The following is a 13,235-nucleotide window of genomic DNA, read 5'->3' as shown; positions in this document are numbered from 1 at the left end:
CTCCCTCAGTTGTTTCAGCGTTTCTCGATCCGGAAACCGAAACGCGGGAAGTGCACATGCACCACTCCGCCGCGTTCGTCTTCACGGCGCAGGATCAGCTCCTCGCGACCGGCAAACACCAGCTCACCGGCCACCGGATCAACACCGTAGTCTGTCGCTGCGATCAGCACCTGTTGACCTGCCACGAACCCGTTCGGATCAGTGAACACCTCATCCGGCAACGCTACGGGCTTAGAGCTGCGCGCGATCTCCAGTGCTTCCTCCGAACTCATCTCGCTGGCCACGCCATGGCCAAAACCGAGCACCCGACCCAGCCACGCCGACACTGCCGGATAAGCATCCACCAACGGCGCCGTCACGTGCGTGGCCTTGAGAAACCACAGTGGATGGGCCATGGCGAAGTCGGCAATCGAAGGCTCACCGAGCAGGAAGTCACCGTCTTCACGCTGCAACTGCTGCTCCAGACGCGCCATGAGGGTCGGCCAATTGTGCTTGGCCTGTTCGGCTGAAAGCTTGGTCGCGCTGCCACCACTGAACAGTCCGGCACGATCGGCGAGGAACGCCTTGATCGCTTCCGGCGGCAACTTGCCGAAACGCACCGCCACCGACTCCGGCTGAAAAACGAGGCTCACCGCATGCTGGAACACCACCGAATCGGCCCAGGCGGCGAAACTGGCGGCGATCATTTCCTGACCTTCCGGGAAGAACGAAGGTTGGGCCTTTTCCTGCTCGAGGCGACGGGCGATCAGCGCGGTGTCGCAATAGATATCAGCGCCGATCTGTAGCACCGGGGTCTTGCGGTAGCCGCCTGTCAGGGCGGTCAGATCCGGCTTCGGCATCACCGGCGAAATGTGCACCGAGCGCCAGGACAAGCCCTTGAAACCCAACAGCAGCCGGGCCTTTTCGGCAAATGGAGAGGTCGGGTAATGATGCAGAATCAACTCGGACATGCTCGGCTCCGCCGCACAGAAAGTGAGCCAGCAGCTTAGCGCGCAATTCGTTCGCAGCCTACGGATCCGGCTGATGGGAACTGATCAGTCAGGTTGATAAGGCACTAAAAAACCGCCTCAGCCAAGGCCGAGACGGCTTCCCACTTCAATGAACCTACATCAGGTCATCGAAGTGATCTCGCAGGAACTCGTAAAAGCGAAACGCTTTGAACGACCTCCATACGAGGCTCAGAGTACGTAGCAAAAGCTTCATACATTTTGGCCTCCGGTTGGGGGCCAAACCTCCAGCGTGCTTACCGGACCACGTACGCCTTCGGAATACACGCTAGTGTGTCCATTGAGATGCAGTAAACCCGGCCGCAAACCGGCGTTTACAGAAAAAACCGCTCCGCAAAGGCGGTTTTTTTTCGCCTGTTGTGTGCCCGAGGCAGTGCTTCGACATCCAGTGATTTTACCGTTTGCACCTGCTCAATCAGGCCGATAAGACGCCACCAGACACTCCTTCGCACTCTTCCTGAGCTTCTTGATCAACCGCTCCTGACGCAAAGCATCACCCTTGTCGCGGCAACGCTCGGTGTAGACCAGCGCCATCGCCGGGCTTGAAAGAAAGAACCGTGCGCCCTTGCCGCTCTGGTGCTTGGCGAAACGGCGCACGGGATCATCGCTGATCCCGCAGTACAGCGAACCGTTGGCGGCGCGTACGAGGTAGACGAACCAGGATTTGCTCACTGGAACGTCGGCATCGAGAGGATTTTCGCTGAGGCTGTTCACGGGACAATTCAGGCGTAAGAAAAACAGGTGGCGATCTTATCAGCGACTCGCCTGAAATGCCTTCAGCCCTTTCAGCGCCTGAGCACGGACAGCGTTGCGCACCAGAGGCGTCCAGCCCAACAACACCCCCTTGAAACCCAGCGCCTGACGCGACCAGCGCCACAGGTCGAAGTGGTCGTGGTGTTCACAGATCTTGCCGTCACGGAAGACGAAGCGCGCCTGGATGTCGTTGATCACGACATTGCCGGTCTGGCTGAACAGGTAGGTCGCCACCCAGTGGGCGCCGCCGCTGCGCTCGTCGGCGCGGACGTTGTTGAAGGTCAGGGAGAAGTCCTTGGCGCGAGTGGTGAGCATGCGCCACATGTCGCCGGCATCACGACCGCGCAGCTCGCCGAAGGCCGGATCGCTGAACACCACGTCGTCGGTGTAGCAGGCGGCCATGGCCTCGGCGTCGAGGCGCTGGAAGGCCTGGTAGAAACGGGTGATCAGGGCGCTGTGGGCTTCTTCACTCATGGGCAATCTCCAGGAAAGGTACAGATTGCCAGCACGATAATCCGCAAACGCCTGAAACACTATCGGCATTCGCATTTCGAATACCGACAGTATGTGCGCATCAGACCTTTTCGCTGACCACCTGCACGTACAGCGCACGTCCGGCACCGAGGCCAGCGAGGATTGCACCCGCACCAATGATGCCGAAAATCCAGCCTACGGCGTTCCAGCCACCGGTCCAGTCATGCACTACGCCGACCGCGAACGGCCCCATCGACGCGAGGGTGTAGCCAAAGCCCTGGGACATGCTCGACAGGTTGGCCGCGACATGGGAATCCCGCGAGCGAAGCACGATCAGGGTCAGCGCCAGGCTGAACGTGCCGCCCTGCCCCAGGCCCAGCAGGATCGCCCAGCCCCACAGGCCTTCGATCGGCGCGAAGAGGCAACCGAACAGGCCGCCCAGGGTCAACGCCATCACCACCACGATCGCCAGCCGCTGATCTTTGCCACGTGTGGCCAGCCACGGTGCCGCCAGGGAGCTGGCGAGCTGGATGATCACCGATCCGGACAGCACCAGCCCGGCCTGGGTCGGCGTCAGCCCGCGACCGATAAGGATCGACGGCAGCCAGCCGAACACGATGTAGGCCAGCGACGATTGCAGGCCCATGTACAAGGTCACTTGCCAGGCCAGCGGATCCCGCAGCAAACCGCGCACCCGGTAGGCAACGTTGTGTGCACCATGCTTCTGGCCGATTTGCGGGAGCCAGAACACTGCCGCCACCAGCGCCGGAATCACCCAGAAACCCAGGCCCATGGCCCAGCTGTGGTCAAAGTGTTCGCTCAATGGCACGGTCGATCCTGCCGCCATTGCCGCGCCCAGGCACAGGGCCATGGTGTAGACGCCGGTCATGGTGCCGGCGTGTTTGGCGAAGTCGCGTTTGACGATGCCCGGCAGCAACACGCCGATGATGCCGATGCTCGCGCCACCCAGCACGCTGCCGGCGAACAGACCGATCTCACCGAAACTGCTGCGCAGGATGATGCCGCCGGCCAGTGTCAGAAGAATCCCCAGTACCACCCGTTCGGCACCGAAACGCCGTGCGAGCAATGGGGCCAGAGGTGCGAACAACCCAAGGCAGAGCACTGGCAACGTCGTCAGCAACCCCGCTTGAGCAGCGGACAAACCGAGACTTTTCGACACTTCACCGAGCAACGGCGCCATGCTCGACAGCGCCGGACGCAGGTTCAACGCCACCAGGATCAGCCCCAACAGCAACAGCCACGGACGCCGCACCAGCGGATGGCTTTGCTGCACCTGCTCGTCATCGGCTTCGGCGTCGATCAACAACTCTTCGAGCTCGGCCTTGCGAACGGGTGCTGGGGAAACTTCTGGGCGGGACATGGTTTTCTCGGTTTCAAGGTTCATTGATCAACTGCCTCGACAGGGCTTTGGCCCGCTCCGGATCGCGCTGCTCGACAGCCTCAAGCAAGGCGACGTGCAAATCGAAGACTTCCTGTCGACGGGGGACGATGTTCAGGGTCTGGCGCAATTGCGCGCCGACGATGCTGGAAAAATAGCGATACAGCTCGCTGAGGGTGGGGTTGTGCGCGGCGTCCACCAGACGGCGGTGGAACACCAGATCGCAGCGGATGTAACTGTCGAGGTCGCCGTGGTAGTGGCTGCCGGCAACACCCAGCGCCTCGCGCAACGCGACGAGGTCTTCATCGGTACGACGCAAGGCCGCCAGGCCAATGGCCTCGACTTCAAGGATGTGCCGGGTCTCCCGGGCCTGGTCCAGCGAGCATTTGGACAGCGCCTTGAGCGTGTCCATCGGATCGACCACCGCCCGCAGGTAACTGCCGTCACCTTGACGGATCTCGATCAACCCGGAAAACGCCAGCACCCGCATCGCCTCGCGAACGGTGTTGCGGCTGATGCCCAGTTCGGCGCACAGCTCGGGCTCGGTCGGCAATCGCTGACCGACTTGCCACGTGCCGTCGGTAATGCGCTGGCGCAACTGATCCAGGGCTTGGTCGACCAGGGATCGCTTAATGAGTGGAGAAATGTCTGACATAGGATTCGCCCCTTCATCCAATCATGGGATGAATTTTCTGACATGTTAGTCAGCTCCTCGTAGGACAGCAACCACCTAGGGTCAGAGAGAGGCAAATGGAGCGGGATTTTCGATTGGTCAAAATTACCCTTTAAGGGTAATTTCAGGGACAGGGTTTTGGTTTCTTATGGAAAAGAACACACCCCATTACGACTTGGCGGTGATCAAGGCGGATGTCAGGCGACTCGGTTGGAAGGCATTCACGCACACGGCGAGAAAGACTGGGACTGCACTCGAACTGAGTCTCGCAGAAATGCAGGAAATCGTTCTCAGACTGCAGCGCGGCATGCTGTACAAATCGATGACGACTTATGACGACCATCGTATCTGGCAAGACGTCTATCACATCCAATCACATGGTTTGGAGATTTACATCAAGGTGTCCTATCACTACGACAGGCGCCCACCCGTGATCTCCTTCAAGGAGAACAATTCATGAACACGCAGCAGTGTTTCAGTTGCGGCGCCCCGGAAGGCATGGTGCATTTCAAAGGTCGAGGCGAAACCTTGAGCGCCAAGGGAATGGAGCGTCGCATCGACGACTTGTCGGGCTGGGAGTGCCAGAAGTGCGGCGAGGTCGAATTGGATGACGAGTGCGGGCAGCGCTATTCGGATGCATGCGATGAACTCGTTCTCGCCTGTAGAAAAATGATAGGTAACGAAATGAAAAGGATCCGCCGCAAACTGCATCTGACGCAAAAGGAAACGGTGCAATTGCTTTCAGGAGGCGGGCACAACGCATTTTCACGATACGAACGCGGCGAGGTACTTCCGCCGAAAGCATTGATGCTACTTATGCGTCTGCTGGATCGCTATCCACACTTGCTTGCCGATGCGAGAAACCTGGCCGAAGGGGCTGATTTGAGGGGGGCTTTCAAGTTCACCGAGCACAAAGAACAAGAAGCCCTCACCGCCTCCTGACCCACAAAAAACAAACCCGGCACAAGGCCGGGTTGTTTTTACTCATCAGATCTCAATGCAGGATCTGACTCAGGAACAGCTTCGTACGATCATTCTGAGGATTGTCGAAGAAGTCGTTCGGTGCCGCCTGCTCGACGATTTCGCCCTTGTCCATGAAGATCACGCGGTTGGCCACGGTGCGGGCGAAGCCCATTTCGTGGGTCACGCAGAGCATGGTCATGCCGTCTTCGGCCAGGCCGATCATGGTGTCGAGCACCTCTTTCACCATCTCCGGGTCGAGTGCCGAGGTCGGTTCGTCGAACAGCATGATTTTCGGTTTCATGCACAGTGCGCGGGCGATCGCCACACGCTGCTGCTGACCGCCGGACAGTTGCCCCGGGTACTTGTGCGCCTGCTCCGGAATGCGTACGCGTTCCAGGTAATGCATGGCGATTTCCTCGGCCTTGCGTTTGGGCATCTTGCGCACCCACATCGGCGCCAGGGTGCAGTTCTGCAGGATGGTCAGGTGCGGGAACAGGTTGAAGTGCTGGAACACCATGCCGACTTCACGGCGGATCGCTTCGATCTGCTTGAGGTCGTTGGTCAGCTCCACGCCATCGACCACGATGCGGCCCTGCTGGTGCTCTTCCAGACGGTTGAGGCAGCGGATGGTGGTGGATTTGCCGGAACCCGACGGGCCGCACAGCACGATACGCTCACCCTGACGCACGTTGAGGTTGATGTCTTTCAGCACGTGGAACTGGCCGTACCACTTGTTCACGCCCTGCATCTGAATGATGCCTTCAGGGCCCACTGGCTTTTTGATTGCTTCGCTCATCGAAAAAACTCCTAACGCTTGTGGCCAGTGTCGAGCTTGCGTTCCAGGTGCATGGAATAGCGCGACATACCAAAACAGAAAATCCAGAACACCAGGGCGGCGAACACGTAGCCTTCGGTGGCCATGCCCAGCCATTTCGGATCGGCAGCGGCTTGCTTGACGCTGTTGAGCAGGTCAAAGAGGCCGATGATGATCACCAGGCTGGTGTCCTTGAACAGCGCGATGAAGGTGTTGACGATGCCGGGAATCACCAGCTTCAGGGCTTGCGGCAGAATCACCAGGCCCATGGCGCGCCAGTAACCGAGGCCCATCGCGGCCGCGGCTTCGTACTGGCCTTTGGGGATCGCTTGCAGACCGCCGCGCACCACCTCGGCGACGTACGCCGACTGGAACAGGATCACGCCGATCAGCGCCCGCAGCAGCTTGTCGAAGTTCATGCCTTCGGGCAGGAACAGCGGCAGCATCACCGAGGACATGAACAGCACCGTGATCAACGGCACGCCGCGCCAGAACTCGATGAAGGTCACGCAGACCACACGAATCGCCGGCATGTTCGAACGCCGGCCCAGCGCCAGGACAATCCCCAGCGGCAACGCACCGGCGATGCCGACAGTGGCGATCACAAGGGTCAGCATCAGACCGCCCCACTGGCTGGTCGCCACGGTGTCGAGGCCGAAGACGCCGCCATGCAGCAGGCACCAGGCAACAATCGGGTAGACCACCAGGAAGCTCAGGCCGTACACCGCCTTGTGCGCCACGCGCTTGATGAACAGTGGCGCCACGCCGATGACCGCCAGCCACACGGTCAGGTCCACGCGCCAGCGCAGTTCCGGCGGGTAGTAGCCGTACATGAACTGGCCGAAACGCTGCTGGATGAAGACCCAGCAGGCGCCTTCCTTGGTGCAGTCGGCGCGGGTGGTGCCGACCCAGTTGGCATCGAGGATCGCCCAGCTGAGGATCGGCGGCACCACCAGGTAGATCAGGTAGAACGCAAACAGGGTCAGCAGCGTATTGAGCCAGCTGGAGAACATGTTCGCGCGGATCCACGCCATCGGGCCGAAGACCTTGGCCGGCGGTGGCATATCGGGTTTGAAAGTATGAGTACTCATGCGCTATTCCTTACCGCTCGATCAGCGCGATGCGCTTGTTGTACCAGTTCATCAGCAGGGAAATGCTGATACTGATCGCCAGGTACACGCTCATGGTGATGGCAATGACTTCGATCGCCTGACCGGTCTGGTTCAGCACGGTGCCGGCGAACAGCGAAACCATCTCCGGATAACCGATACCGGCCGCCAGCGAGGAGTTCTTCGCCAGGTTCAGGTATTGGCTGGTCAGCGGCGGGATGATGACCCGCAGCGCTTGCGGAATGATCACCTTGCGCAGGGTCGGGCCGTTGCGCAGGCCGAGCGAATGCGCCGCCTCGGTCTGGCCATGGCTGACCGACTTGATGCCCGAACGCACGATCTCGGCGATGAACGCTGCGGTGTACACCGTCAACGCCAGGGTCAAGGCCAGCAGTTCCGGAATCAGCACCCAGCCACCGACGAAGTTGAAGCCTTGCAGCTTCGGCATTTCCCAGTGCACAGGTGCACCGAAGATCAGCGCGCACAGCGCCGGGATCACCAGGAACAGCGCCAGGCCTGCCCAGAACTTGTGGAATGGCTCGCCAGTGGCCTCAAAGCGCTTGTTGGCCCAGCGGCTCATCAGCACGATGGCGACGATGGCCACCACGATGCTGACCACGAACGCCCAGAAGCCGTCGGCCATTTGCGCGGCCGGCATGTTCAGGCCACGGCTGCTGACGAAGAAGGTATCGCCGAAGTTGTGGCTGTTGCGCGGCCCCGGCATGGTCAGGAACACCGCGAAGTACCAGAACAGGATCTGCAGCAGTGGCGGGATGTTACGGAAAACCTCCACGTACACCGTTGCCAGTTTGGAAATGATCCAGTTCTTCGACAGACGTGCCACGCCGACGATGAAGCCGAGGATCGTGGCCAGGATCACACCGATGAACGTCACCAGCAGCGTGTTGAGCAGGCCGATGACGAAAACCCGGGCATAACTGTCCGCTTCGGTGTAGGAGATCAGGTGTTGAGCGATGCCGAACCCGGCACTGCGCTCGAGAAAGTCGAACCCCGAAGTGATACCCCGGTGTTGCAGGTTGGTCTGGGTGTTATCGAACAGATACCAGCCCAGGGAGACCACCGCCACGATGGTGATGATCTGAAATACCCACGCACGCACTCGTGGATCGCTGAGGCTGAGCCTCTGCTTTGGTGCGCCGATTGAATTTTGCATGAAGTGCCCCGGAAATAATGGAACAGAACGTCACCCGGCAGTTGGCCTGCCGGGTGACAGAACCATCAGCGCACTGGTGGTGCGTATTGAATGCCGCCGTTGTTCCACAGCGCGTTCAGGCCGCGGTCGATTTCCAGCGGAGTGCTCTTGCCGAGGTTTTTCTCGAAGATTTCGCCGTAGTTGCCGACTTGCTTGACGATCTGTACGACCCAGTCCTTCGGCAGTTTCAGGTCTTTGCCGTATTCGCCGTCTGCGCCGAGCATACGAGCGACATCCGGGTTCTTGGTGGATTTGGCTTCAGCTTCGACGTTCTTCGAAGAGATGCCGGCTTCTTCGGTGTTCAGCAGCGCGTAGCCAACCCAACGCACGATGGCCAGCCACTCGTCGTCGCCGTTACGCACGACCGGGCCCAGGGGTTCCTTGGAAATGGTTTCCGGCAGAACCACGTAGTCCTTCGGCGAAGCCAGCTTGCTGCGCTGGGCGAACAGCTGGGACTTGTCGGAGGTCAGCACGTCGCAACGACCGGATTCCAGCGACTTGGCGCTTTCATCGGAGGTGTCGAAAGTGATCGGGGTGTATTTCAGACCGTTGCCGCGGAAGTAGTCGGAAACGTTCAGCTCGGTGGTGGTACCGGCCTGGATGCAGATGGTTGCACCGTCCAGCTCTTTGGCACTCTTCACGCCCAGCTTGTTGTTTACCAGGAAGCCAATGCCGTCGTAGTAGGTAATGAAGCCCGGGAATTTCAGGCCCATGCCCGCGTCACGGGAGCTGGTCATGGTGGTGTTGCGCGACAGAATGTCGATCTCGCCCGACTGCAGCGCGGTGAAACGCTCCTTGGCGTTCAGCTGACTGAACTTGACCTTGGTCGCGTCGCCGAACACGGCAGCGGCCACGGCGCGGCAGACGTCAGCATCGATACCCACGATCTTGCCGGTGGAATCCGGAACCGAGAAGCCTGGCAAGCCATCGCTGACGCCGCACTGCACGAATCCTTTCTTCTTCACTGCATCCAGGGTTGCACCCGCCTGAGCGAACCCGCTGACACCCAGTACTGCAGCAGCAGTCACGATCGCCAGCGTGGATTTCAACATCTTCATTCAAACCTCCAGTTTTGCTCTTGTTGTGTCGGAGCTTGAGTCCAGTCGCACCCTTTTGAGGCGTTGTTGACCCGTGTTGGCTTTTTTTGGGGTCAACCGACGCAGGACCTTCGCTATGAGTCTAGTAGGAGACAATCCACATCATGGACAACTCACTTCTCACCAGTCGGCCGAACGGGCGGTAGCCCTTTCACGTTCGCTAAGCCCGTTGCGGCCATTGGCGAACATCCATCACCGGATTCTTTGCTATCCCGTCGCCAGGCGTTCACTGATAGTGTTACCGCCAGGCGCGAGATCGATTGCACGACTACCTCATAGCAAAGCCCGTACCACACCGGCTGCTGAAGCGATTGAGTGACAGGTCAATAGCAAAACTTGCAGCCTTGCGACATCTTCTTAACGGATCAACCGGGCGCGCACGCAAATCACGCACTCAATGAGAGCGCCCGCACACAATTGGAGCAGCCATGACCGAGCCCTTGATTCTTCAGCCTGTTAAGCCCGCAGACGCCTGCGTGATCTGGCTGCACGGCCTCGGCGCCGACCGCTACGACTTCCTGCCGGTGGCCGAAGCGCTTCAGGAAAGCCTGCTGAGCACGCGTTTCGTCCTGCCCCAGGCGCCGACCCGTCCGGTGACGATAAATGGCGGATATGCCATGCCGAGCTGGTACGACATCAAGGCGATGAGCCCGGCCCGGGCGATCGACCGCGATGAGCTGGAAGCGTCTGCCGATCGCATCATCGAATTGATCGAAGAACAGCGAAGCAGCGGAATAGACGCCTCGCGGATTTTCCTCGCCGGTTTTTCCCAGGGCGGCGCCGTGGTCTATCACACCGCATTCCTGAAGTGGCAAGGGCCATTGGGTGGGGTACTGGCACTATCGACATACGCGCCGACCTTCAGTGATGAACTGGAGTTGTCCGCCAGCCAGCAGCGGATTCCGGTGCTGGCGCTGCACGGCCAGTTCGACAACGTGGTGCAGAACTCGATGGGACGCACGGCTTATGAGTATCTCAAGGCCCATGGTGTCACCGTGACATGGCAGGAATACCCAATGGAGCACGAAGTGTTACCCGAAGAAATTCGCGACATCGGCACATGGTTGAGCGAACGCCTGCGCTGACAATTGCGACAGGGGTCGCCCTTTGATCATCCCACTACGCCGCGCCCGTTTCTTGCATTACACTGGCCGGCGTACATTCCTTAACCAATTGATGAGATGACCGTGCTCAAAGCACTCAAGAAAATGTTCGGTAAAAGCGAGGCTGAGCAGCTCGCGCCAGTCCCCACTGCGCCGTCGCACGCCGCCGGTCATCGCAACGATGCCAGCAAGGCCGACCGCCAGACGCCCGCCACGCCCCCAAAGCAAGAACCGAAACCCGCTCCAGCTGCCGCGCCCGCCACCGAGCCGGCCCGCAGCGAAACACCGAAACCGGCCAGACCACGTCGCGAACCCAAGCCCAAGGCGCCGGTGATTCCCTGGAAACTCGAAGACTTCGTCGTCGAGCCCCAGGAAGGCAAGACCCGCTTCCACGATTTCAAACTCGCCCCGGAACTGATGCACGCCATCCACGACCTGGGTTTCCCGTATTGCACACCGATCCAGGCCCAGGTGCTGGGTTATACCCTCGCCGGCAAAGACGCCATCGGCCGCGCACAGACCGGCACCGGCAAGACCGCCGCGTTCCTGATCTCGATCATCACCCAGCTGCTGCAGACCCCGCCGCCGAAAGAGCGCTACATGGGCGAACCACGGGCGCTGATCATCGCGCCGACCCGCGAGCTGGTGGTGCAGATCGCCAAGGACGCCGCCGACCTGACCAAGTACACCGGTCTCAATGTCATGACCTTCGTCGGCGGGATGGACTTCGACAAGCAGCTCAAGCACCTCGAAGCGCGCCATTGCGACATCCTCGTCGCGACCCCGGGCCGCCTGCTTGACTTCAACCAGCGCGGTGACGTGCACCTGGACATGGTCGAAGTGATGGTGCTGGACGAAGCCGACCGCATGCTCGACATGGGCTTCATCCCGCAGGTCCGGCAGATCATTCGCCAGACCCCGCCGAAAAGCGAACGCCAGACTCTGCTGTTCTCCGCGACCTTCACCGATGACGTGATGAACCTCGCCAAGCAGTGGACCACCGATCCTGCGATCGTCGAAATCGAAGTCACCAACGTGGCCAACGAAAACGTCGAGCAGCACATCTACGCGGTGGCCGGTGCCGACAAATACAAACTGCTGTTCAACCTGGTCAACGACAACGGCTGGGAGCGGGTCATCGTGTTCGCCAACCGCAAGGACGAAGTGCGCCGCATCGAGGAACGCCTGGTGCGTGACGGCATCAACGCCGCGCAACTGTCCGGCGACGTGCCGCAGCACAAGCGGATCAAGACGCTGGAAGGCTTCCGCGAAGGCAAGATCCGGGTGCTGGTCGCCACCGACGTGGCCGGTCGCGGTATCCACATCGACGGCATCAGCCACGTGATCAACTTCACTCTGCCGGAAGTCCCGGACGACTACGTGCACCGCATCGGCCGTACCGGTCGCGCTGGCGCCGACGGTGTGTCGATCAGCTTCGCCGGTGAGGACGACTCCTATCAGTTGCCGTCCATCGAAGAAAAACTCGGTCGCAAGATCAGCTGTGAAACACCGCCGACCCATCTATTGCGGGCGGTTGAGCGCAAGCGTCCACAGTAAGCGCCGCCAAAACTAGAAGCGCAGCCGGCAACGGACTGCGCTTTTTTTTCGCCCGGATATTGTTCAATAATACTAAAAGTCCATAATAGACAAATTAGTTTATAAACAGTCTTCGGAGTCCGGCATGTCCAGTACGCCTTACGTGATCGACCAAACCCAGGCCCGCGAGCTGTTGGCCCGGATCGATGTGCCGCAGATCCTGCGCAAGCTGTTCCGTGATCTGGCGGCCGGGCATGCGGTGCAACCGGCGCAGCAACTGGTGGAATTTCCTCAGGGTGCCGGGGACTTCATCAACTATCTGGGCGTGCTGGCGGAAGACGGCGTGTACGGGGTCAAGACTTCGCCTTACATCGTTCGCGAACAAGGCCCGCTGGTGACGGCGTGGACATTGCTGATGTCGATGCAGACCGGCCAGCCGTTGCTGCTCTGCGATGCCCGCGAACTGACCACCGCCCGAACCGCTGCGACCACGGCCGTGGCGGTCGATGCCCTCGCCCCGTTGAACGCCACGCGTCTGGCAATCATCGGCAGCGGCAAGGTCGCCCAGGCGCACCTGCATTACGTCAAGATGTTGCGCGACTGGCAGAACATCAGCGTGTACTCGCCTACCTTGAGCGAAGACCCGGCAACCATCCGCCAACTGCAAGCCCTCGATCCACGTGTGACCATTGCCGACAGCCGTGAAGCCGCCATCGCCGAGGCCGACGTGATCATGCTCTGCACCTCGTCCGCAGGGCCTGTGATCGACCCGGCAAACTTGAGCAAACCGGCGCTGATCACCTCGATCAGCACCAACGCACCGCGCGCCCATGAAGTGCCACCGCAAAGCCTCAACGACATGCAGGTGTTCTGCGACTATCGTCTGACCACCCCGGGCTCGGCCGGCGAGATGCTGATCGCCAGCGAGCGACATGACTGGGACAGCGGCGCGATCCTCGGTGACCTGGCGGATCTGCTCAGCGGAAAAGTGCAGCGCCCCGATTACCACCGCCACGTGTTTTTCCGCTCCATCGGTCTGGGCCTGGAAGACATCGCCCTGGCCAACGCCGTCTATCAATTGCAGCGCTGACACC

The 13,235-nt window shown here is 60.3% G+C and carries 14 protein-coding genes; 5 read left to right on the top strand and 9 right to left on the bottom strand.

What is annotated here, in order from left to right:
- Positions 1-14: 14 nt before the first annotated feature.
- The 5 genes from JKA62_RS19710 to JKA62_RS19690 form a co-directional block, all read right to left on the bottom strand.
- Entirely contained in the window at positions 15-950 is a 936-nt protein-coding gene (locus JKA62_RS19710; RefSeq protein ID WP_201819110.1) for a glutathione S-transferase family protein, read from the bottom strand.
- A gap of 468 nt (positions 951-1,418) precedes the next feature.
- Positions 1,419-1,721 carry a GIY-YIG nuclease family protein gene (locus JKA62_RS19705; RefSeq protein ID WP_064382439.1) on the bottom strand — a complete coding sequence of 101 codons (303 nt, stop codon included), beginning with the start codon at positions 1,719-1,721 and terminating at the stop codon, positions 1,419-1,421.
- A 39-nt stretch (positions 1,722-1,760) separates the two neighbouring features.
- Positions 1,761-2,234, bottom strand: a complete 474-nt coding sequence (locus JKA62_RS19700) for a nuclear transport factor 2 family protein (protein WP_064382440.1) — start codon at positions 2,232-2,234, stop codon at positions 1,761-1,763.
- Positions 2,235-2,334: 100 nt separating this feature from the next.
- Complete coding sequence (locus JKA62_RS19695; RefSeq protein ID WP_011332575.1) at positions 2,335-3,639, bottom strand: CynX/NimT family MFS transporter; 1,305 nt, start codon at positions 3,637-3,639, stop codon at positions 2,335-2,337.
- Positions 3,629-4,288 carry a FadR/GntR family transcriptional regulator gene (locus JKA62_RS19690; RefSeq protein WP_007957343.1) on the bottom strand — a complete coding sequence of 220 codons (660 nt, stop codon included), beginning with the start codon at positions 4,286-4,288 and terminating at the stop codon, positions 3,629-3,631. Before JKA62_RS19690 ends, JKA62_RS19695 begins: the two co-directional genes overlap by 11 nt.
- A 166-nt stretch (positions 4,289-4,454) precedes the next feature.
- On the opposite strand from JKA62_RS19690, the gene JKA62_RS19685 reads away from it, so the two are divergent.
- Both JKA62_RS19685 and JKA62_RS19680 read left to right on the top strand, forming a co-directional pair.
- Complete coding sequence (locus JKA62_RS19685; RefSeq protein ID WP_201819108.1) at positions 4,455-4,766, top strand: type II toxin-antitoxin system MqsR family toxin; 312 nt, start codon at positions 4,455-4,457, stop codon at positions 4,764-4,766.
- Positions 4,763-5,248, top strand: a complete 486-nt coding sequence (locus tag JKA62_RS19680) for a type II TA system antitoxin MqsA family protein (protein ID WP_127796992.1) — start codon at positions 4,763-4,765, stop codon at positions 5,246-5,248. The genes JKA62_RS19685 and JKA62_RS19680 overlap by 4 nt, the downstream gene beginning before the upstream one ends.
- Positions 5,249-5,300: 52 nt before the next feature.
- On the opposite strand, the gene JKA62_RS19675 is transcribed toward JKA62_RS19680, so the two are convergent.
- From JKA62_RS19675 to JKA62_RS19660, 4 genes are all read right to left on the bottom strand, one after another.
- Positions 5,301-6,065: an amino acid ABC transporter ATP-binding protein gene (locus JKA62_RS19675; RefSeq protein ID WP_007957337.1), complete on the bottom strand. Its 765-nt coding sequence runs from the start codon at positions 6,063-6,065 to the stop codon at positions 5,301-5,303.
- Between the two features lie 11 nt (positions 6,066-6,076).
- Positions 6,077-7,174: an amino acid ABC transporter permease gene (locus tag JKA62_RS19670; RefSeq protein WP_011332573.1), complete on the bottom strand. Its 1,098-nt coding sequence runs from the start codon at positions 7,172-7,174 to the stop codon at positions 6,077-6,079.
- A 10-nt stretch (positions 7,175-7,184) separates the two neighbouring features.
- The gene (locus JKA62_RS19665; RefSeq protein ID WP_011332572.1) at positions 7,185-8,366 is read right to left on the bottom strand and encodes an amino acid ABC transporter permease; all 1,182 of its coding nucleotides are present in this window, start codon (positions 8,364-8,366) and stop codon (positions 7,185-7,187) included.
- Positions 8,367-8,431: 65 nt separating this feature from the next.
- Positions 8,432-9,463 carry an amino acid ABC transporter substrate-binding protein gene (locus JKA62_RS19660; RefSeq protein WP_011332571.1) on the bottom strand — a complete coding sequence of 344 codons (1,032 nt, stop codon included), beginning with the start codon at positions 9,461-9,463 and terminating at the stop codon, positions 8,432-8,434.
- A gap of 467 nt (positions 9,464-9,930) precedes the next feature.
- Between JKA62_RS19660 and JKA62_RS19655 the strand changes: the two genes are divergently transcribed.
- From JKA62_RS19655 to JKA62_RS19645, 3 genes are all read left to right on the top strand, one after another.
- The gene (locus tag JKA62_RS19655; RefSeq protein ID WP_039769482.1) at positions 9,931-10,587 is read left to right on the top strand and encodes an alpha/beta hydrolase; all 657 of its coding nucleotides are present in this window, start codon (positions 9,931-9,933) and stop codon (positions 10,585-10,587) included.
- 96 nt (positions 10,588-10,683) lie between these two features.
- Positions 10,684-12,162 (top strand): ATP-dependent RNA helicase RhlB, encoded by a 1,479-nt coding sequence (rhlB, locus tag JKA62_RS19650; protein WP_011332569.1) that lies wholly within the window; start codon positions 10,684-10,686, stop codon positions 12,160-12,162.
- A 124-nt stretch (positions 12,163-12,286) separates the two neighbouring features.
- The gene (locus JKA62_RS19645; protein WP_011332568.1) at positions 12,287-13,231 is read left to right on the top strand and encodes an ornithine cyclodeaminase family protein; all 945 of its coding nucleotides are present in this window, start codon (positions 12,287-12,289) and stop codon (positions 13,229-13,231) included.
- Positions 13,232-13,235: the final 4 nt, after the last annotated feature.

It is taken from the genome of Pseudomonas sp. B7 (assembly GCF_016735645.1).
In the GTDB taxonomy this organism is placed as follows: domain Bacteria; phylum Pseudomonadota; class Gammaproteobacteria; order Pseudomonadales; family Pseudomonadaceae; genus Aquipseudomonas; species Aquipseudomonas glycinae.
Note: the sequence above shows the minus strand (reverse complement) of the source record. Positions and strands in the feature narration are given on the sequence as shown.

What these genes read in the sequence shown, in the direction of transcription:
- JKA62_RS19655 (WP_039769482.1), top strand. Translation starts at nt 9,931, where the DNA reads ATGACCGAGCCCTTGATTCTTCAGCCTGTTAAGCCCGCAGACGCCTGC.
- JKA62_RS19685 (WP_201819108.1), top strand. Translation starts at nt 4,455, where the DNA reads ATGGAAAAGAACACACCCCATTACGACTTGGCGGTGATCAAGGCGGAT.
- rhlB (WP_011332569.1), top strand. Translation starts at nt 10,684, where the DNA reads ATGACCGTGCTCAAAGCACTCAAGAAAATGTTCGGTAAAAGCGAGGCT.
- JKA62_RS19670 (WP_011332573.1), bottom strand. Translation starts at nt 7,174, where the DNA reads ATGAGTACTCATACTTTCAAACCCGATATGCCACCGCCGGCCAAGGTC.
- JKA62_RS19700 (WP_064382440.1), bottom strand. Translation starts at nt 2,234, where the DNA reads ATGAGTGAAGAAGCCCACAGCGCCCTGATCACCCGTTTCTACCAGGCC.
- JKA62_RS19645 (WP_011332568.1), top strand. Translation starts at nt 12,287, where the DNA reads ATGTCCAGTACGCCTTACGTGATCGACCAAACCCAGGCCCGCGAGCTG.
- JKA62_RS19695 (WP_011332575.1), bottom strand. Translation starts at nt 3,639, where the DNA reads ATGAACCTTGAAACCGAGAAAACCATGTCCCGCCCAGAAGTTTCCCCA.
- JKA62_RS19665 (WP_011332572.1), bottom strand. Translation starts at nt 8,366, where the DNA reads ATGCAAAATTCAATCGGCGCACCAAAGCAGAGGCTCAGCCTCAGCGAT.
- JKA62_RS19660 (WP_011332571.1), bottom strand. Translation starts at nt 9,463, where the DNA reads ATGAAGATGTTGAAATCCACGCTGGCGATCGTGACTGCTGCTGCAGTA.
- JKA62_RS19680 (WP_127796992.1), top strand. Translation starts at nt 4,763, where the DNA reads ATGAACACGCAGCAGTGTTTCAGTTGCGGCGCCCCGGAAGGCATGGTG.
- JKA62_RS19710 (WP_201819110.1), bottom strand. Translation starts at nt 950, where the DNA reads ATGTCCGAGTTGATTCTGCATCATTACCCGACCTCTCCATTTGCCGAA.
- JKA62_RS19675 (WP_007957337.1), bottom strand. Translation starts at nt 6,065, where the DNA reads ATGAGCGAAGCAATCAAAAAGCCAGTGGGCCCTGAAGGCATCATTCAG.
- JKA62_RS19690 (WP_007957343.1), bottom strand. Translation starts at nt 4,288, where the DNA reads ATGTCAGACATTTCTCCACTCATTAAGCGATCCCTGGTCGACCAAGCC.